The sequence below is a fragment of the [Brevibacterium] flavum genome, assembly GCF_019317305.1.
Classification (GTDB): domain Bacteria; phylum Actinomycetota; class Actinomycetes; order Mycobacteriales; family Mycobacteriaceae; genus Corynebacterium; species Corynebacterium glutamicum.
In genome coordinates this window covers 1,800,949-1,819,983 of sequence record NZ_CP079240.1, presented here as the reverse complement: position 1 = coordinate 1,819,983, position 19,035 = coordinate 1,800,949, and the positions used below count along the sequence as shown (strand labels likewise).

17 protein-coding genes are annotated in these 19,035 nt (G+C 55.9%); 13 read left to right on the top strand and 4 right to left on the bottom strand.

Annotated features, from left to right (window positions below; genetic code table 11):
* The first annotated feature begins 6 nt into the window (after positions 1–6).
* Positions 7–663 carry a transcription antitermination factor NusB gene (nusB, locus tag KW808_RS08760; RefSeq protein WP_003862200.1) on the top strand — a complete coding sequence of 219 codons (657 nt, stop codon included), beginning with the start codon at positions 7–9 and terminating at the stop codon, positions 661–663.
* Between the two features lie 478 nt (positions 664–1,141).
* Here nusB and KW808_RS08755 read toward each other — a convergent pair whose 3' ends face one another.
* The 4 genes from KW808_RS08755 to KW808_RS08740 form a co-directional block, all read right to left on the bottom strand.
* Positions 1,142–1,330: a hypothetical protein gene (locus KW808_RS08755; protein ID WP_003862202.1), complete on the bottom strand. Its 189-nt coding sequence runs from the start codon at positions 1,328–1,330 to the stop codon at positions 1,142–1,144.
* Position 1,331: 1 nt separating this feature from the next.
* Positions 1,332–1,796 carry a YbjN domain-containing protein gene (locus KW808_RS08750; protein WP_003862204.1) on the bottom strand — a complete coding sequence of 155 codons (465 nt, stop codon included), beginning with the start codon at positions 1,794–1,796 and terminating at the stop codon, positions 1,332–1,334.
* Positions 1,786–2,265 carry a YbjN domain-containing protein gene (locus KW808_RS08745; RefSeq protein WP_003855977.1) on the bottom strand — a complete coding sequence of 160 codons (480 nt, stop codon included), beginning with the start codon at positions 2,263–2,265 and terminating at the stop codon, positions 1,786–1,788. Before KW808_RS08745 ends, KW808_RS08750 begins: the two co-directional genes overlap by 11 nt.
* Positions 2,266–2,332: 67 nt before the next feature.
* A complete protein-coding gene (locus tag KW808_RS08740) occupies positions 2,333–3,859 on the bottom strand; it encodes a TIGR01777 family oxidoreductase (protein ID WP_003855978.1) in 1,527 nt (508 codons plus the stop codon).
* A 308-nt stretch (positions 3,860–4,167) separates the two neighbouring features.
* Here KW808_RS08740 and pyrR point away from each other — a divergent pair, with 308 nt between their 5' ends.
* The 12 genes from pyrR (at position 4,168) to KW808_RS08680 (ending at position 18,950) form a co-directional block, all read left to right on the top strand.
* Positions 4,168–4,746: a bifunctional pyr operon transcriptional regulator/uracil phosphoribosyltransferase PyrR gene (gene pyrR / locus KW808_RS08735; RefSeq protein ID WP_003862208.1), complete on the top strand. Its 579-nt coding sequence runs from the start codon at positions 4,168–4,170 to the stop codon at positions 4,744–4,746.
* A complete protein-coding gene (locus KW808_RS08730) occupies positions 4,747–5,685 on the top strand; it encodes an aspartate carbamoyltransferase catalytic subunit (RefSeq protein WP_003862210.1) in 939 nt (312 codons plus the stop codon).
* 52 nt (positions 5,686–5,737) lie between these two features.
* Complete coding sequence (locus tag KW808_RS08725; protein WP_003862213.1) at positions 5,738–7,081, top strand: dihydroorotase; 1,344 nt, start codon at positions 5,738–5,740, stop codon at positions 7,079–7,081.
* Between the two features lie 129 nt (positions 7,082–7,210).
* Positions 7,211–8,392 carry a glutamine-hydrolyzing carbamoyl-phosphate synthase small subunit gene (carA, locus tag KW808_RS08720; protein ID WP_003862215.1) on the top strand — a complete coding sequence of 394 codons (1,182 nt, stop codon included), beginning with the start codon at positions 7,211–7,213 and terminating at the stop codon, positions 8,390–8,392.
* Positions 8,393–8,397: 5 nt separating this feature from the next.
* Positions 8,398–11,739, top strand: a complete 3,342-nt coding sequence (carB, locus tag KW808_RS08715; RefSeq protein WP_003862217.1) for a carbamoyl-phosphate synthase large subunit — start codon at positions 8,398–8,400, stop codon at positions 11,737–11,739.
* Between the two features lie 5 nt (positions 11,740–11,744).
* Positions 11,745–12,581: an orotidine-5'-phosphate decarboxylase gene (gene pyrF / locus KW808_RS08710; RefSeq protein ID WP_003862219.1), complete on the top strand. Its 837-nt coding sequence runs from the start codon at positions 11,745–11,747 to the stop codon at positions 12,579–12,581.
* 205 nt (positions 12,582–12,786) lie between these two features.
* Positions 12,787–13,107, top strand: coding sequence for an integration host factor, actinobacterial type (gene mihF, locus KW808_RS08705; protein WP_003862221.1), 321 nt, complete (start codon positions 12,787–12,789; stop codon positions 13,105–13,107).
* A 7-nt stretch (positions 13,108–13,114) separates the two neighbouring features.
* Complete coding sequence (gene gmk, locus KW808_RS08700; RefSeq protein WP_003855988.1) at positions 13,115–13,687, top strand: guanylate kinase; 573 nt, start codon at positions 13,115–13,117, stop codon at positions 13,685–13,687.
* Positions 13,688–13,778: 91 nt separating this feature from the next.
* Positions 13,779–14,066, top strand: a complete 288-nt coding sequence (rpoZ, locus tag KW808_RS08695) for a DNA-directed RNA polymerase subunit omega (protein WP_003855993.1) — start codon at positions 13,779–13,781, stop codon at positions 14,064–14,066.
* A 197-nt stretch (positions 14,067–14,263) separates the two neighbouring features.
* Positions 14,264–15,526, top strand: a complete 1,263-nt coding sequence (gene coaBC, locus KW808_RS08690) for a bifunctional phosphopantothenoylcysteine decarboxylase/phosphopantothenate--cysteine ligase CoaBC (protein ID WP_003862223.1) — start codon at positions 14,264–14,266, stop codon at positions 15,524–15,526.
* Positions 15,527–15,633: 107 nt separating this feature from the next.
* Positions 15,634–16,857: a methionine adenosyltransferase gene (gene metK / locus KW808_RS08685; protein WP_003862225.1), complete on the top strand. Its 1,224-nt coding sequence runs from the start codon at positions 15,634–15,636 to the stop codon at positions 16,855–16,857.
* A gap of 26 nt (positions 16,858–16,883) precedes the next feature.
* The gene (locus tag KW808_RS08680; RefSeq protein WP_003862227.1) at positions 16,884–18,950 is read left to right on the top strand and encodes a primosomal protein N'; all 2,067 of its coding nucleotides are present in this window, start codon (positions 16,884–16,886) and stop codon (positions 18,948–18,950) included.
* Positions 18,951–19,035 lie beyond the last annotated feature (85 nt).

Sequence of the window (19,035 nt, the reverse complement as noted above, 5' to 3'; positions counted from 1 at the left end):
CAAAACGTGAGCGAGCGTCGACAAGATTACAAGCGACACGGATCCCGCTACAAGGCGCGCATGCGTGCCGTAGACATCCTATTTGAAGCGGAATCCCGCGATGTTGATCCCGTGGCCATCATCGATGACCGCCACAAGTTGGCGCGCGATACCAACCCCATCGTTGCACCGGTAGCGGAATACACCGAAACCATCATCAATGGCGTTGCCGTTGAACTCGATACCCTCGATGTCTTCCTCGCGGAACACATCGCAGAAACCTGGACTCTCGGACGGCTCCCATCTGTCGACCGCGCAATCCTGCGCGTCGCCTCCTGGGAAATGATCTACAACACCGACGTTCCTGTCACCACCGCAATCGTTGAAGCCGTGGAAATTGCCTCCGAATACTCCGGAGACAAATCCAGTGCCTACATCAACGCGACACTTGACGCCATGGCATCAAAGGTGGAGACCCTCCGCGAGCGCGCCGCCAACCCAGAAGCAGTTCTGGCGGAAGCTTCCGAATCTCTCGATGATGCTCCGGTCGCGCCGTGGGATGACTCGGATGCTTTGGATGACTCGGATGAAGATTTTGAGGCTGAAGAGACTGTAGAGGTTTCCGAAGTCGCAGAAGACTCTGAAGTTTCAAAGGTTTCAGAAGAAAAGGCTGACGAGAGCTAAATCTTTTCTGGCTAACACCATGTGCCACCCACCCTGGAGAAATTTAGGGGTGGGTGGCGCTTCGTTGTGAGAGGGGACCAGACAGGTGTGACAAGATTCTTCGATTTCCAGGAGTTTTGGCACGTGCGTTTGGTTTATCGCCTTTAAAACCGGACACACGTGCCAAAGGATCGACTTTTTCGTCAATCTTGTCACGCCTGTCCGGTCCGGTTCGGTATTGGCTAGCCGAGACCAAACCACACTGCCCACCAGTCGCGAGTTTCTAGAACGTGGGCATCTGTGTCTGGTTTGACCCCCTCATAACCAGACACAGATGCCCACGAACCTCACTTTTGAGGTTCGTGGGCAGTGTGGTCTGGTCTCACCCAATTTCTGGTGCCTGACCCCAAAGAAGTCGACTCAACAGAATCGCCTCTAACGGCTTAGTACCAATGGAGGTATACCAAACATTCATTCGGAAAGTTCGACGCCTTAGAATTCACCACAGGGGATTGGGTGGATATTTTCGGGCTCTTTTCGCTTCTGCCTCTGCCACATTCTTTTCGACGGCCTTGGACAAAATCTCGATGATTAGCTTGTTCTGCTTGTCTTTCTTTTCCAGTTCATCAATTTGAGCCATCAGTGTCGCGAGTTCTTTTTCCTGCTCTTCGATGGACTCGTCCGACATGTTAGCCGATTTCCTTGCCTGCATTGGCTACGGCATCTTGAATCGCGAGGACGTGATCGATGGCGTTTTTCAGCATTGCGGAAAGCTGAATATCGTTGAGCCCAGCGGCGATGGGGACATCCTTCTCGGCGCGGATCACGATGTTGTCGGTGCGATCAACTACGACAGCCTTGGCAGCGAAGTTGAAACAGTTGACTTGGTTGCAGGCGAGATGCCATACGGGGTTGCCGTCGGAGACTGGCATTTCGGTGGCGCGGTCGGCACGAACGATCAGGACTGAACCGATGACAGCGAACATGACGTGATGGCCGTTGAGGTTGGCGCTGGCTACTTGGGATCCGGTGCCTTGTTCATCGGCGATGGCTAGGTCAATGCCGAATTCTTTCATGATGAGGGAGATTCGGTCGATGGTCACTGGAATCGGCTTTGGGGTTGGGGTTGTCGCAGAAGTGGAATCAGTGGTCATTGTGTTCGTCCTTCCAGGTGACTAGATCTGGGAATTGTTGTTCTAGCCATTCGAAGCATTGAACAGCGGATTCGATGGAGCTCATAACGTAGGAGCCGACCTGGTTGTGGCTCATACCTGCGGAAACAACGACGTGGCGCAGCGCGTTGATAGCGAGGGTGCCTTCGTTGAGTTCGAAGAATCGAATGGTGGGGGCGAACTGGGTGAGGTTCCACTCGTTGGTTGCCGCTAATACTTGGGCGGCTGCGTCGGTGGAGGGGGCTCCTCGCCACATAGCTTCCATGGTTAAGCTGCCGTCTAAGAGAATGAAGCTGATGGCGGCGTTGATGAATCCGGTGCGGATTACTTTTTCACCGTCATGTTCATCGATACGGTAGTCCAGTTTTTCGTCCTGGAGAATCCCGGCAACGGCATCGAGGCTAAAATCCTGGATGTCGTTGGGGTCGTGTGCTGGGGGTGTGTGAGGCACTGGGGAGTTTCAGTCCTTCCAAAATCCTTTTAAAAGTAACTTTTCCACCACACTACAGATGGTCGTTTTAGTCGTTGCGCTTACGGCGGAAATTGAGGATTGATGAGAGGATACTTTGCTCTACTTCTTCGGGATCTTCCAGGTTGGTGGGGGATTTCTCTAAAGCGGGGGCCTTTTTGGCGATCTTCTTGGCGGCTTTGAGTTCGGCTCGTTCTTGTTTGCGTTCGGCTTCGATTTTTTGCTGTTGGGCGAAATCGGCGAGTTGTTCGTAGCCAAGTTCGTGGGCGATGGCGGCGCCGATGTCGGTGTAGCGGAAGACGTGGCCGAGCTTTTCCAGTGCTGCTGGTGCGGTGCGTTGGGATGCTAAGGCTAACTCTTCGGCTCCTTGGCTTCCGAGCAAAATTTTGGGGCCAAAGGAAGGAATTTGGAGGAATGCGGGGCGGTGCATGCTGGTGGCCAGAATCTTGGTCATGTCCGCATTGGAGACTGGATTGGGGGCTACCCCGTTGATGGGGCCGGAGATCTGGGCGTCCACAATGGCACGGTAGTAGATATCGGTAAGGTCATCGATGGCGATCCAGCTGAACCAGGAACTGCCATCGCCGAATTTTCCGCCTAGTCCGGTGGAAAAGAGGGTTTTCAGTACGGGAAGCATGCCACCGCGTCCACTGAGGGCTACGCCGGTGCGAATGAAGGCTACGCGCTTTCCTGCATCTGAGGCAGGAGCAGTGGCATGTTCCCAATCCCTGCAAACTTCGGCCAGAAAATCATCGCCGGATTCAGATTCTTCGGTGAGGATCTCGTCGCCACGGTCGTGTCCATAAAATCCCACAGCAGATGCGGAAATCATGGCGGTGCATTGTGTCGATTCAGCGACTAATTCTGCAAGGAATTTGGTGGGGAGTACACGGGACTCGCGGATGGCTTCCTTGTGGGAGTCGTTGAATCGTCCGAAGATTGGTTCGCCGGCAAGGTGAACCAAAACATCCACGCCGTCGAGGAGGTCAGGTGCGGGGTTGAGGGGATCCCAGAAACGTTGGCCAAGTTTGGGTTCTTTGCGCACGAGTTGGATGACTTCGTGGCCGCCGGTTTGCAGCTGCGCTGTCAGAGCGCGACCGACGAGTCCCCTGGAGCCGGTGATGGCTACGGTGAGGGGGGAGCCGTCGAAAAGCGGGCTTGTTCTACTTAAGAATTTTAGGTCTTCGATGAGCTGGTTTTGGCGGTAGGCAAACATGCCTGTGAGGGTAGATGCCGGTAGGCGGGTGCTCACGGAATCTGTGATGAGTGTGCCGCCGTCTTGGTCGATGAAATTGTGCACGTGACGCCAGTTTGCGAGGGCCTTTACGGGGGCGGTCAGACAGACGTCGGTGAAGCGTGAACCATTCAAAAATCCCGATAAATCATGGCGCGCCACCCATTTAAGTCCCGCAGGAAGGCTGAAAATGGTGGTGCCATCGGAGAGGCGTTCTGCCTGCGCAATGGGGTTAAGGGGGACGAATGGCGGAGTCAGACGTGTGACAGCGCCCTTACGGGTATGCCAATCCCAGACCATTTCTCGGGGAAAAGGAATAAAATGGCTTGTGGTCAGACTCACAGGGGCTTCTCCAAGTCAGTGGATTTATGAGGTCCCAGTGGGTACACACCGGGTGTCCTACAACGATCAATTGTCACAGATTCGACTGGCATGCTGTACCATCTGCTTTAAGCATTTTGGTGTTTCACTGTTGTTAACAGTGTTTCACCGTGGAGCACTACCTTAAGATCATAGTCAGCATCTTGGGGTGAATGTGACACGGTACGCTATAGTGTCAGACAACAACCAGGAAACTGGTCGTTGCAGAGTTTTTGCAAAATTGGACATCCTTTAACGGACCGCACAGAGAGGCGGGGAAGGAGGTCACGATGAGCGAACGTAATAGTGCTGTACTAGAACTCCTCAATGAGGACGACGTCAGCCGTACCATCGCACGCATCGCGCACCAGATTATTGAGAAAACCGCGCTTGATTCCAAAGACGCGGATCGGGTCATGTTGTTAGGTATTCCCTCAGGTGGAGTCCCATTGGCCCGTAGGCTCGCTGAAAAGATCGAAGAATTTTCCGGCGTTTCGGTAGATACCGGCGCTGTTGATATCACCTTGTACAGGGATGATCTTCGAAACAAACCACACCGCGCACTGCAGCCCACCTCAATTCCAGCAGGTGGTATCGATAACACCACCGTGATTTTGGTGGATGATGTGCTGTTTTCCGGTCGTACCATCCGCGCTGCACTTGATGCTTTGCGCGACGTTGGACGCCCAAACTATATCCAATTAGCTGTGTTGGTTGACCGCGGTCATCGCCAGCTGCCCATTCGCGCTGACTATGTAGGCAAAAATCTCCCCACCGCACGCGCGGAAGACGTTTCCGTCATGCTTACAGAAATCGACGGCCGCGATGCAGTCACGCTCACCCGAGAAGACTCTGAAGGGGATTCCTAGATGAAGCACCTCCTATCCATTAGCGATCTTTCCAAAGATGAGATTGTTGGATTGCTGGATGAAGCGGATCGCTTTAAGGAGGTGCTCGAAGGACGTGAAGTAAAGAAGCTGCCCACGCTGCGTGGTCGCACCATTTTTACCTTGTTCTATGAGAACTCCACGCGCACCCGTTCGTCCTTTGAAACCGCAGGAAAGTGGATGAGCGCCGATGTGATTAACATTTCGGCCTCATCATCCAGCGTGAAGAAGGGCGAGTCGCTGAAAGATACCGGCTTGACTTTGTCGGCAATCGGCGCGGATGCGATCATTATGCGCCACCCAGCCTCAGGCGCCGCGCAGCAGCTTGCGCAGTTCGTCGCACCAGGCGGCAACGGCCCCAGCGTGATCAACGCGGGTGACGGTTCGCACCAGCACCCCACCCAGGCGCTTCTCGACGCTTTAACCATCCGGCAGCGCACCGGCCGCATTGAGGGACTCAAAGTTGTCATCGTGGGCGACTGTTTGCACTCCCGCGTGGTGCGCTCCAATGTGGATCTGCTGTCCACTTTGGGCGCAGAGGTAGTGCTGGTTGCTCCTCCGACACTGCTTCCTATTGGTGTGGAGAACTGGCCAGTCCGATTCTCCTACGACATGGACGCAGAAATTGCCGACGCCGACGTAGTGATGATGCTGCGCGTTCAGCAAGAACGCATGCAGGGTGGTTTCTTCCCCTCACACCGTGAGTACGCAACGCTGTACGGCATGTCCAAAGAGCGCGAAGCTCGCCTCAAGGACTCCGCCATCATCATGCACCCCGGCCCCATGCTTCGTGGCATGGAAATCAACTTCCAGGTGGCAGACGCACCACGCACCGCGGTACTGCAGCAGGTAAGCAACGGTGTGCACATGCGCATGGCCATTTTGTTCGCCCTGGTCGCAGGCTCTGACGCGACTATCTAATCGCGACCATCTGATCGCGAAATTCTAGAAAAGGTAACGAGGGATTAAAGAAGTGGTTGACAGCAACACCCAATATCCAGAAACCGGCGCACTGGCACCGGCTCCTGCAGACTCACTCCTAATCAGCAACGTTTTGGTCTACGGCGAAGGCGAGCCAACGAATGTGTTTGTTAAAGATGGTGTGATCGCAGCTATCGGCGGCACTCATGAGGCTGACCGCACCATCGACGGCAATGGGGGAGTTCTCCTTCCAGGTTTCGTGGACATGCACGTTCACCTGCGTGAGCCAGGCCGCGAAGACACTGAAACCATTGCCACTGGTTCTGCCGCCGCAGCCAAGGGCGGATTCACCGCAGTATTCACCATGGCGAACACCACTCCAGTGATGGATCAGCCGGTTATCGCGGAATCCGTATGGTTCAAGGGCCAAAACATTGGCCTGTGCGATGTGCACCCAGTTGGATCCATCACCAAGGGTCTTGAGGGCAAGGAGCTTACTGAGTTCGGCATGATGGCTCGCTCTGAAGCCAAGGTGCGCATGTTCTCTGATGATGGCAAGTGCGTCGATGATCCTCAGGTCATGCGCCGCGCGCTGGAATACGCCAAGGGCATGGACGTTTTGATCGCCCAGCACGCTGAAGATCACCGCCTGACTGAGGGCGCTTCAGCACACGAGGGTGAAAACGCAGCTCGTCTGGGTCTGCGCGGATGGCCACGTGTGGCTGAGGAATCCATCGTGGTGCGCGATGCCATCATGGCTCGTGACTACGGCAACCGCGTGCACATCTGCCACGCATCCACCGAAGGCACCGTGGAGCTGCTTCGTTGGGCTAAGTCCCAGGGCATTCCAATCACCGCGGAAGCCACCCCGCACCACCTCACCTTGACCGATGAGCGCCTGGAAACCTACGACGCGGTCAACAAAGTCAATCCGCCACTGCGCGAAAGCCGCGATGCCGAAGCGCTCAAGAAGGCGCTTCTCGACGGCACCATCGATGTTGTTGCAACCGACCACGCTCCTCACGGTTCCGAAGATAAGTGCTGTGAATTCGAAAACGCCAAGCCAGGCATGCTCGGATTGGAAACCTCACTGTCCATCATCGTGGACACCTTCGTTGCCACCGGACTTGCAGACTGGCGCTTTGTTGCGCGCGTGATGAGTGAACGCCCAGCAGAAATCACCCGTCTACCAGGCCAGGGTCGCCCAATCGCAGAAGGTGAGCCAGCAAACCTCGCGATTGTTGATCAAGGAAAAACCTGGACAGCATCCGGTGCAGACTTTGCGTCCAAGGCTGAAAATACCCCATTTGAGGGCCAAGAATTCAGTGCCAAGGTCACACACACCGTGCTTCGTGGCAAGGTGACTTGTGCAGACGGAGTTGCACAAAACGCTTAACGGGTGGGTGCATAGTATGCACGCGCCACATTGCATATAATGCAATGAATTGAATAAACTACATTCAGGGTTATCAACCAGCCAATTTCTTTTAAAAAGGCAGACACACGAAAGGCGACAACAGTCACCGTGAGTAAAGACACCACCACCTACCAGGGAGTCACCGAGATCGGATCCGTTCCGGCATACCTGGTTCTTGCAGACGGACGTACCTTCACCGGATTTGGCTTTGGAGCTATCGGCACCACCCTTGGTGAGGCAGTGTTCACCACCGCCATGACCGGTTACCAAGAAACCATGACCGATCCTTCCTACCACCGCCAGATTGTTGTGGCTACCGCACCACAGATCGGCAACACCGGCTGGAACGATGAGGACAACGAGTCCCGCGACGGCAAGATTTGGGTTGCAGGCCTTGTTATCCGCGACCTCGCAGCACGTGTGTCCAACTGGCGCGCCACCACCTCCTTGCAGCAGGAAATGGCAGACCAGGGCATCGTCGGCATCGGCGGAATCGACACCCGCGCACTGGTTCGCCACCTGCGCAATGAAGGTTCCATTGCAGCGGGCATCTTCTCCGGCGCTGACGCACAGCGCCCAGTTGAAGAACTCGTAGAGATCGTCAAGAACCAGCCAGCAATGGCCGGCGCAAACCTCTCCGTTGAGGTCTCCGCTGATGAAACCTACGTCATCGAAGCTGAAGGCGAAGAGCGCCACACCGTCGTGGCCTACGACCTGGGCATTAAGCAAAACACCCCACGTCGCTTTTCTGCACGCGGTGTCCGCACCGTCATCGTGCCTGCTGAAACCCCATTCGAGGATATCAAGCAGTACAACCCATCAGGCGTGTTCATCTCCAACGGCCCTGGCGACCCTGCAGCAGCAGACGTCATGGTTGATATCGTCCGCGAAGTTCTTGAAGCCGACATTCCATTCTTCGGCATCTGCTTCGGCAACCAGATCCTCGGCCGCGCATTCGGCATGGAGACCTACAAGCTGAAGTTCGGCCACCGCGGCATCAACGTTCCAGTGAAGAACCACATCACCGGCAAGATCGACATCACCGCCCAGAACCACGGCTTCGCACTCAAGGGTGAAGCAGGCCAGGAATTCGAGACCGATTTCGGCACTGCAATTGTCACCCACACCTGCCTCAACGACGGCGTCGTTGAAGGTGTTGCGCTGAAGTCCGGACGCGCATACTCCGTTCAGTACCACCCAGAGGCCGCTGCCGGCCCAAATGATGCAAGCCCCCTGTTTGACCAGTTTGTTGAGCTGATGGATGCAGACGCTCAGAAGAAAGGCGCATAAATAACATGCCAAAGCGTTCAGATATTAACCACGTCCTCGTCATCGGTTCCGGCCCCATCGTCATTGGCCAGGCATGTGAATTCGACTACTCCGGCACCCAGGCTTGCCGCGTGCTGAAGGAAGAGGGACTGCGCGTCACCCTCATCAACTCCAACCCAGCAACGATCATGACCGACCCAGAAATGGCTGACCACACCTACGTGGAGCCAATCGAGCCGGAATACATCGACAAGATTTTCGCTAAGGAAATCGAGCAGGGCCACCCAATCGACGCCGTCCTGGCAACCCTTGGTGGCCAGACTGCACTTAACGCAGCTATCCAGCTGGATCGCCTCGGCATCCTGGAAAAGTACGGCGTTGAACTCATCGGTGCAGACATCGATGCCATTGAGCGTGGCGAAGATCGCCAGAAGTTCAAGGATATTGTCACCACCATCGGTGGCGAATCCGCGCGTTCCCGCGTCTGCCACAACATGGAAGAAGTCCATGAGACTGTCGCGGAACTCGGCCTTCCAGTAGTCGTGCGTCCATCCTTCACCATGGGTGGCCTGGGCTCCGGTCTTGCATACAACACCGAAGACCTTGAGCGCATCGCAGGTGGCGGACTTGCTGCATCTCCTGAAGCAAACGTCTTGATCGAAGAATCCATCCTTGGTTGGAAGGAATTCGAGCTCGAGCTCATGCGCGATACCGCAGACAACGTTGTGGTTATCTGCTCCATTGAAAACGTCGACGCACTGGGCGTGCACACCGGCGACTCTGTCACCGTGGCACCTGCCCTGACCCTGACTGACCGTGAATTCCAGAAGATGCGCGATCAGGGTATCGCCATCATCCGCGAGGTCGGCGTGGACACCGGTGGATGTAACATCCAGTTCGCCATCAACCCAGTTGATGGCCGCATCATCACCATTGAGATGAACCCACGTGTGTCTCGTTCCTCCGCGCTGGCATCCAAGGCAACGGGCTTCCCAATTGCCAAGATGGCTGCCAAGCTGGCTATCGGATACACCCTGGATGAGATCACCAACGACATCACTGGTGAAACCCCAGCTGCGTTTGAGCCCACCATCGACTACGTCGTGGTCAAGGCCCCACGCTTTGCTTTTGAGAAGTTTGTCGGCGCTGATGACACTTTGACCACCACCATGAAGTCCGTCGGTGAGGTCATGTCCCTGGGCCGTAACTACATTGCAGCACTGAACAAGGCACTGCGTTCCCTGGAAACCAAGCAGCAGGGTTTCTGGACCAAGCCTGATGAGTTCTTCGCAGGGGAGCGCGCTACCGATAAGGCAGCTGTTCTGGAAGATCTCAAGCGCCCAACCGAAGGCCGCCTCTACGACGTTGAGCTGGCAATGCGCCTTGGCGCAAGCGTGGAAGAACTCTACGAAGCATCTTCTATTGATCCTTGGTTCCTCGCCGAGCTTGAAGCTCTCGTGCAGTTCCGCCAGAAGCTCGTTGACGCACCATTCCTCAACGAAGATCTCCTGCGCGAAGCAAAGTTCATGGGTCTGTCCGACCTGCAGATCGCAGCCCTTCGCCCAGAGTTCGCTGGCGAAGACGGCGTACGCACCTTGCGTCTGTCCCTAGGCATCCGCCCAGTATTCAAGACTGTGGATACCTGTGCAGCAGAGTTTGAAGCTAAGACTCCGTACCACTACTCCGCATACGAGCTGGATCCAGCAGCTGAGTCTGAGGTCGCACCACAGACTGAGCGTGAAAAGGTCCTGATCTTGGGCTCCGGTCCAAACCGCATCGGCCAGGGCATCGAGTTCGACTACTCCTGTGTTCACGCAGCTCTTGAGCTCTCCCGCGTCGGCTACGAAACTGTCATGGTCAACTGCAACCCAGAGACCGTGTCCACGGACTACGACACCGCTGACCGCCTGTACTTCGAGCCACTGACCTTCGAAGACGTCATGGAGGTCTACCACGCTGAGGCGCAGTCCGGCACCGTCGCAGGTGTTATCGTCCAGCTTGGTGGCCAGACTCCTCTGGGCTTGGCAGATCGTTTGAAGAAGGCTGGCGTCCCTGTCATTGGTACCTCCCCAGAGGCAATCGACATGGCTGAGGACCGTGGCGAGTTCGGTGCACTGCTGAACCGCGAGCAGCTTCCTGCTCCAGCATTCGGCACCGCAACCTCTTTCGAAGAGGCTCGCACAGTAGCCGATGAGATCAGCTACCCAGTGCTGGTTCGCCCTTCCTACGTCTTGGGTGGCCGTGGCATGGAGATTGTCTACGATGAGGCTTCCCTCGAGGATTACATCAACCGCGCAACTGAGTTGTCTTCTGACCACCCAGTGCTGGTTGACCGCTTCCTGGACAACGCTATTGAGATCGACGTCGACGCACTGTGCGACGGCGACGAGGTCTACCTGGCAGGCGTCATGGAGCACATCGAGGAAGCCGGCATTCACTCCGGTGACTCCGCATGTGCACTTCCTCCAATGACTTTGGGCGCACAGGACATCGAGAAGGTCCGCGAAGCAACCAAGAAGCTGGCTCTGGGCATCGGCGTACAGGGCCTGATGAACGTCCAGTACGCACTCAAGGACGACATCCTCTACGTCATCGAGGCAAACCCACGTGCATCCCGCACCGTGCCGTTCGTCTCCAAGGCAACGGGCGTCAACCTGGCCAAGGCAGCATCCCGTATCGCAGTGGGCGCCACCATCAAGGATCTCCAAGATGAGGGCATGATTCCTACCGAGTACGACGGCGGCTCCTTGCCACTGGACGCTCCAATCGCTGTGAAGGAAGCAGTGTTGCCGTTCAACCGCTTCCGTCGCCCAGATGGAAAGACCCTGGACACCCTGCTTTCCCCAGAGATGAAGTCCACTGGCGAGGTCATGGGCTTGGCCAACAACTTCGGCGCTGCATATGCAAAGGCTGAAGCTGGCGCGTTTGGTGCATTGCCAACCGAAGGCACCGTCTTCGTGACCGTGGCTAACCGCGACAAGCGCACCCTGATCCTGCCAATCCAGCGCCTGGCGTTGATGGGCTACAAGATCCTCGCCACCGAAGGCACCGCAGGCATGCTGCGCCGCAACGGCATTGAGTGTGAAGTTGTGCTCAAGGCTTCCGACATCCGCGAAGGTGTAGAGGGCAAGTCCATCGTGGATCGTATCCGCGAAGGCGAAGTTGACCTCATCCTCAACACCCCAGCTGGTTCTGCTGGCGCTCGCCACGATGGCTACGATATCCGCGCAGCAGCAGTGACCGTGGGTGTTCCACTGATCACCACTGTTCAGGGTGTCACCGCAGCTGTCCAGGGCATTGAGGCCCTGCGTGAGGGCGTTGTCAGCGTCCGCGCGCTGCAGGAACTCGACCACGCAGTCAAGGCTTAAGCCCTATGACATTCGGCGAGAAGCTTCTGAACGCCGCCTCCACCCGTGGCAGGCTATGCGTGGGCATTGATCCCCACGAAAGCCTGCTGACGTCCTGGGGGCTGCCGGTAAACGTAGACGGACTTGCGGAGTTCTCCCGCGCCTGCGTGGAGGCTTTCGCCGACACCGTGGCATTGGTGAAGCCTCAGGTGGCGTTCTATGAGCGTTTCGGTTCCGCTGGCTTTGCCATCTTGGAAGAAACCATTCAGACGCTGCGTGAGCGTGGCTGTTTGGTGGTCTCTGACGCCAAACGCGGCGATATTGGCTCCACCATGGCTGGCTATGCCTCAGCGTGGTTAGATCCAGCGTCACCGCTGTCTAGCGACGCGGTGACGGTCTCTCCCTACCTTGGTTTTCATTCCTTGGACCCAGTGTTCGAACTTGCCGAGCAACACGGCAGGGGAGTGTTTGTCTTGGCCGCGACCTCAAACCCTGAGGCCCGCGAACTCCAGGACCAGCAAAACGCTGACGGCGTGAGCATTTCCCAGCAGATCGTGGATCAGGCGGCGGCGCTTAACGCGCCCTATATGGCCCAGGGCAAGGCTGGCAACATTGGCGTCGTCATCGGCGCCACCTTGTCCAAACCACCACGCTTATCGACGCTCGGGGGCGCCATTTTGATGCCCGGCGTCGGCGCCCAGGGCGGCACGGCAAGCGACGTTGATGAGATTGCGGGAGACATGGCTCATCTTGCGTTCCCAAATGTCTCTAGAAGTATTTTGGCGACAGGCCCAGATATCGCTGAAATGAAGAATTCTGTGGCAAAAACTGCTGCAGACTTTCCTGGTTTCCCCAGGTCATAGTCGCGGAAACGGCCCTTAATTGCAAGCCTGTGACCTGCAGGTTTAGCTTTTAGGGGTTCTGCCACCTTTGTGTTTGTGAAAGTAGTGCTAGACTATTCGAAAATCGCAGGCTGACATCCTTGGTATTAACCAGGTGTACCCTCGATTTCTGGATACTTTGGTATTCCTTTTGTCACTAAAAACCACACGATAACGGAGGAACCCCGTGGCCCTTCCACAGTTGACTGATGAGCAGCGCAAGGCAGCTCTTGCTAAGGCAGCAGAGGCACGCAAGGCACGCGCAGAGCTCAAAGAGAACCTGAAGCGCGGCAACACTAACCTCAGGGAAGTTCTGGACAAGGCTGAGTCTGACGAGATCATCGGCAAGACCAAGGTCTCCGCTCTCCTCGAAGCTCTCCCTAAGGTTGGCAAGGTCAAGGCAAAGGAGATTATGGACGAGCTGGGCATTGCTCAGACCCGTCGTCTTCGTGGACTGGGTGACCGTCAGCGTCGCGCACTTCTCGAGCGTTTCGGCTTCGAGGATTAATTCTTCAGTGTCGGGCGATAACCAACTAGGACGGCTCGTAATTCTTGCGGGCCCCTCAGCGGTCGGTAAATCGACTGTGGTTGATCGCCTCCGCAATGACGTTCCAAACCTGTATTTCAGTGTGTCGATGACCACCAGGGCACCTCGTCCTGGTGAAGTCGATGGACGTGACTACTTCTATGTCACTGCACAGGAATTTCAGGACAAAATCGACTGTGGAGAGATGCTTGAATGGGCAGATATCCACGGCGGTTTGCAGCGTTCAGGCACTCCAGCAGGTCCCGTCAATGAGGCTCGCCAAAATGGTCGGCCAGTATTGGTTGAGGTTGATCTTGCAGGAGCCCGAAACATCGCTAGCTTAATTCCAGATGCAGAAACCATCTTCCTTGCTCCACCTTCATGGGAAGTTTTGGTTGAACGCCTCACTGGACGTGGCACCGAAAGCGAAGACGTTATTGCTCGCAGGCTCGAGACCGCACGCGAAGAATTGGCTGCTCAGAGCGAATTTAAGCACGTCATTATCAATGATGATGTGGATACAGCCGTCAAGGCTATTGAGGATGTTCTCCTCGGCGCTTAGCCAAAACATAGAGCGGTAGGGTATGCTTTTCCGATTGAGCAACCTTTCCCGCTCTTAACACTACTGTCCATATACTTTTGAAAAGGTGTCAGTGACCAACGTGAGCAACGAGACCAACGCCACCAAGGCCGTCTTCGATCCGCCAGTGGGCATTACCGCTCCTCCGATCGATGAACTGCTGGATAAGGTCACTTCCAAGTACGCCCTCGTGATCTTCGCAGCCAAGCGTGCGCGCCAGATCAACAGCTTCTACCATCAGGCAGATGAGGGAGTATTCGAGTTCATCGGACCATTGGTTACTCCGCAGCCAGGCGAAAAGCCACTTTCTATTGCTCTGCGTGAGATCAATGCAGGTCTGTTGGACCACGAGGAAGGTTAAAAGACCTTATAACTTCACACAGTTGTAAAAATCACCTACCGCGAGTTATCACTTGCGGTGGGTGTTTTGCATTTTTGGCGGCAGGTTTGCCCTATGCACAGCGGAGGTCGAGGGAGAGCGTGGGGTGGCGTCGAAAAGCATCTTGTAGAGTGTGTGGGAACCCAGCCAGCCTCTTACTTTGAAGGATTGTTGTGCCCATGACCCATGTTTCAAGCCCCTCCGCACCCCGCAACGTGGTTGTTGGTGTTGCCGGCGGAATCGCAGCGTACAAGGCGTGTCACATCGTGCGCGCGTTTAAAGAAGCGGGCGATAATGTGCGGGTGGTTCCTACGGAATCCGCGTTGAAGTTTGTGGGGAAGGCGACGTTTGAAGCGTTGTCTGGCAATCCGGTGTCTACAACGGTGTTTGATGCGGTGGATTCGGTGCAGCATGTGAAAGTTGGCCAGGAGGCTGATTTGATCGTGATTGCGCCGGCGACAGCCGATTTGATGGCGCGTGTGGTGGCAGGTCGCGGTGACGATCTGTTGGCGGCGACGCTGCTGGTGGCAACGTGCCCCGTGGTTATTGCGCCGGCCATGCATACGGAGATGTGGTTTAATCCGGCTACCGTAGCCAATGTGGCAACGCTGAGGCAGCGGGGGATTACCGTGATTGAGCCTGCGCATGGTCGACTCACCGGTAAAGATACAGGCCCTGGCCGGCTGCCGGATCCAGAGCAGATTGTTGATTTAGCCAATGCAGTGCACGCCGGGGCGCGGTTGCCTCAGGATTTGGCGGGCAAGAAAGTGCTGATCACTGCTGGTGGCACGCATGAGCATATTGATCCTGTGCGCTTTATTGGCAATAGTTCCTCGGGCCGTCAAGGTTTTGCATTGGGTGAAATCGCAGCGCAACGAGGCGCACATGTCACCATCGTGGCGGGAAATACTGCGGAGCTGTCCACTCCAGCAGGTGCAGAGACCGTGCCGGTGGTGTCCACACAAGACATGTTTGATGCAGTCCAGGAACGAGCTGGCGAATCTGATTTCATCGTCATGGCGGCAGCGGTAGCTGATTTCACGCCCGCATCGCAGGCGACATCGAAGTTGAAGAAGGGCTCAGATTCTGATGAAGACGCATTGAGCACCATCTCGTTGGTGGAAAACCCGGATATTTTGGCTACCACGGTGAAGCGTCGTGAAGCAGGAGAGCTGGACAGTAATCCTGTCATCGTGGGTTTTGCTGCGGAAACTGGCGACGAGCACACCACCGCCTTGGAGTATGCGCGCAAGAAACTGCAGAAGAAGGGCTGCGACCTCCTCATGTGTAATGAGGTGGGCATGGGCAAAGTGTTTGGACAAAAGCACAATGAGGGCTGGATTTTGGATGCTCACGGTGGGGTAGTCGATGTGGAGCACGGCAGCAAAATCGAGGTTGCTGCGCAAATTTGGGACGCGGCACTGGCGTATCGCGAAGTCTAGAAAAATCCAGCTAGACCACTGACATTGCAGTTTTAGACAGCTTGGTCTATATTGGTTTTTTGTATTTAAGACTATTTATTCTCAACTTCTTCGAAAGAAGGGTATTTGTGGCTCAGCCAACCGCCGTCCGTTTGTTCACCAGTGAATCTGTAACTGAGGGACATCCAGACAAAATATGTGATGCTATTTCCGATACCATTTTGGACGCGCTGCTCGAAAAAGATCCGCAGTCGCGCGTCGCAGTGGAAACTGTGGTCACCACCGGAATCGTCCATGTTGTTGGCGAGGTCCGTACCAGCGCTTACGTAGAGATCCCTCAATTAGTCCGCAACAAGCTCATCGAAATCGGATTCAACTCCTCTGAGGTTGGATTCGACGGACGCACCTGTGGCGTCTCAGTATCCATCGGTGAGCAGTCCCAGGAAATCGCTGACGGCGTGGATAACTCCGACGAAGCCCGCACCAACGGCGACGTTGAAGAAGACGACCGCGCAGGTGCCGGCGACCAGGGCCTGATGTTCGGCTACGCCACCAACGAAACCGAAGAGTACATGCCTCTTCCTATCGCGTTGGCGCACCGACTGTCACGTCGTCTGACCCAGGTTCGTAAAGAGGGCATCGTTTCTCACCTGCGTCCAGACGGAAAAACCCAGGTCACCTTCGCATACGATGCGCAAGACCGCCCAAGCCACCTAGATACCGTTGTCATCTCCACCCAGCACGACCCAGAAGTTGACCGTGCATGGTTGGAAACCCAGCTGCGCGAACACGTCATTGATTGGGTAATCAAAGACGCAGGCATTGAGGATCTGGCAACCGGTGAGATCACCGTGTTGATCAACCCTTCAGGTTCCTTCATTCTGGGTGGCCCCATGGGTGATGCGGGTCTGACCGGCCGCAAGATCATCGTGGATACCTACGGTGGCATGGCTCGCCATGGTGGTGGAGCATTCTCCGGTAAGGATCCAAGCAAGGTGGACCGCTCTGCTGCATACGCCATGCGTTGGGTAGCAAAGAACATCGTGGCAGCAGGCCTTGCTGATCGCGCTGAAGTTCAGGTTGCATACGCCATTGGACGCGCAAAGCCAGTCGGACTTTACGTTGAAACCTTTGACACCAACAAGGAAGGCCTGAGCGACGAGCAGATTCAGGCTGCCGTGTTGGAGGTCTTTGACCTGCGTCCAGCAGCAATTATCCGTGAGCTTGATCTGCTTCGTCCGATCTACGCTGACACTGCTGCCTACGGTCACTTTGGTCGCACTGATTTGGACCTTCCTTGGGAGGCTATCGACCGCGTTGATGAACTTCGCGCAGCCCTCAAGTTGGCCTAAAAATCTGATGTAGTATCTTCGGATTCATGGCAAAAACCCGCGTCCCCGCTCCTGAAAAGTCGGTGGCGCGGGTTTTACCTCTTTTGGGGTTACCTCACCTGGATCGACTGTTTGATTACCGCATCAGCGAAGACCAACACGATGATGTGCAACCTGGCGTGCGGGTGCGCGTGCGTTTTGGTGGACGTTTAGTTGATGCCATCGTGATGTCACGCACCGCGCAAACCTCGCATGAGGGAAAGCTGATGTGGCTGGATCGGGTGATTTCGCCGATCGTGGTGTATCCACCTCAAACAGCAAAGCTAATTGAGCAACTCAGTGATCGCTATGGCGGGGTACGTTCGGATCTCATCCGTTCGGCGCTACCGGCGCGGCATGCTGGGGCGGAAGAGGCAGATACCTCCACGTCGTGGGAGTCATTGGGCGAGGTTAAAGAACCCGATTTATCGTCGTGGTCTGCGTATCAGCATGGTCAATCATTTGTTGACGCCGTCTTGGCGGGAACAACTGCGCGGGCGTCATGGCAGATTGCTCCCGGAGATGATTGGGCGCTGGCTTTGGCTTCTTTGGCGGTCAAGGTTGTCAAAGACGGCGGCGGAGCGCTTCTCGTAGTGCCTGATCAGCGCGATCTCGACCGCTTGGAAGCTGCGCTTCGAGGATTGGTTGCGGCGAAACAAATCACTGTGCTTAATTCAGGTCTTGGCCCGCAGGCACGATATCGGCGTTTCCTATCGGTACTCAGTGGGCAGGGACGACTGATTATTGGAACCAGAAGTGCCGCTTTTGCACCCGTGAAGGATCTGAAACTGGCCGTCATTTTAAATGATGGCGACGACAACCTCGTTGATCCTAGAGCGCCCTATGCCCACGCCAGGGAAGTGCTGACCACGCGTTCCAGTTTGGAAGCAAGCTCCTTGATTATTGCGGGACATGCGCGGACCGCGGAAACCCAATTGCTGGTGGAATCGGGATGGATGCACAATCTCATCGCACCGAGGGATACCATTCGCACTAGGATGCCGCGTATTCAGGCAGTGGGCGATTCCGATTTCCAGATGGAACGCGATCCAATGGCCCGATCAGCGCGGCTGCCTGGCATTGCGTTTCATGCGGTGCGCAGCGCCTTAGAACGTGATCAACCAGCACTTATCCAGGTACCAAGGAAAGGCTACGTGCCAACCTTGGCGTGTGGAAACTGCCGCACCCCAGCGCGGTGCCGGCACTGCAATGGGCCTGTGGGACTTCCCCAGGGAAGCTCTGATCTAGCGGGAGTGCCCACTTGCCGATGGTGCGGACGCCCTGATTCGCGGTTTAAGTGCCAAAACTGCGGCTCTCCAAAACTGCGTGCTGTGGTGCTGGGAACGGAACGCACAGCAGAAGAACTGGGCCGCGCGTTCCCGTCTGTGCGGGTAATTACCTCTGGCGGCAACAAGGTGGTGGATTCGGTGGAAAACCGAGCCAGCATTGTGGTGTCCACGCCAGGTGCAGAACCTTATGTGGCCAACTCGCCGGAGAGACCAGAGAAATCGGAGAAACCAGAGCACAAGGGCGCTTACGGTGCCTTGTTATTGCTGGATACCTGGGCGTTGATGGGTCGGCAAGATCTGCGCGCCATGGAGGACGCGCTGCACAAGTGGGCAGCGGCGGCCACGCTGGTGCATTCTCATCTGCACCAGGGTCAAGTCATCGTGGTTGCAGATCCATCGTTTCCTGCTGTGCAATCGTTGATTCGGTGGGATATGGCAGGTGCTGCAGCGCAAGAGTTGGCTAGCCGACGCGAGGTTATGTTCCCGCCTTCTGTACACATGGCAGCAATCGATGGGGCTACCGCTGCATTGGAAAGTTTCTTGGATTTGGCGGAGCTTCCCGATCATGCTGAAGTCCTCGGCCCTGTTGATCTGCCACCGGGTGTGAGTTTGCCTGGTGAATATGATGAGCAGCGCTTTGGTCCGCCGCAGCGGCTTCTCATCAGAACTCCATTGGGACCGCGGTCTGAGTTGGGTAGAGCGCTGCGCTCAGCCCAGGTGGCGCGTGCGGTGAGGAAGAATGATTTGCCGTTGCGTATTCAGATGGATCCGATTCACATCGGATAAAACTGCTGGTGAAAGGCCTAATGGGGTTGTGTCCCACGTGGGATATAAGATGGGGAGACAAGATCATCCACCCGTAGGAATTATC

Excerpts from the sequence above, each read along its gene's own strand:
- coaBC (WP_003862223.1), top strand. The coding sequence starts at position 14,264 with ATGACCCATGTTTCAAGCCCCTCCGCACCCCGCAACGTGGTTGTTGGT.
- KW808_RS08755 (WP_003862202.1), bottom strand. The coding sequence starts at position 1,330 with ATGTCGGACGAGTCCATCGAAGAGCAGGAAAAAGAACTCGCGACACTG.
- KW808_RS08680 (WP_003862227.1), top strand. The coding sequence starts at position 16,884 with ATGGCAAAAACCCGCGTCCCCGCTCCTGAAAAGTCGGTGGCGCGGGTT.
- KW808_RS08730 (WP_003862210.1), top strand. The coding sequence starts at position 4,747 with ATGAAGCACCTCCTATCCATTAGCGATCTTTCCAAAGATGAGATTGTT.
- carB (WP_003862217.1), top strand. The coding sequence starts at position 8,398 with ATGCCAAAGCGTTCAGATATTAACCACGTCCTCGTCATCGGTTCCGGC.
- KW808_RS08750 (WP_003862204.1), bottom strand. The coding sequence starts at position 1,796 with ATGACCACTGATTCCACTTCTGCGACAACCCCAACCCCAAAGCCGATT.
- pyrF (WP_003862219.1), top strand. The coding sequence starts at position 11,745 with ATGACATTCGGCGAGAAGCTTCTGAACGCCGCCTCCACCCGTGGCAGG.
- pyrR (WP_003862208.1), top strand. The coding sequence starts at position 4,168 with ATGAGCGAACGTAATAGTGCTGTACTAGAACTCCTCAATGAGGACGAC.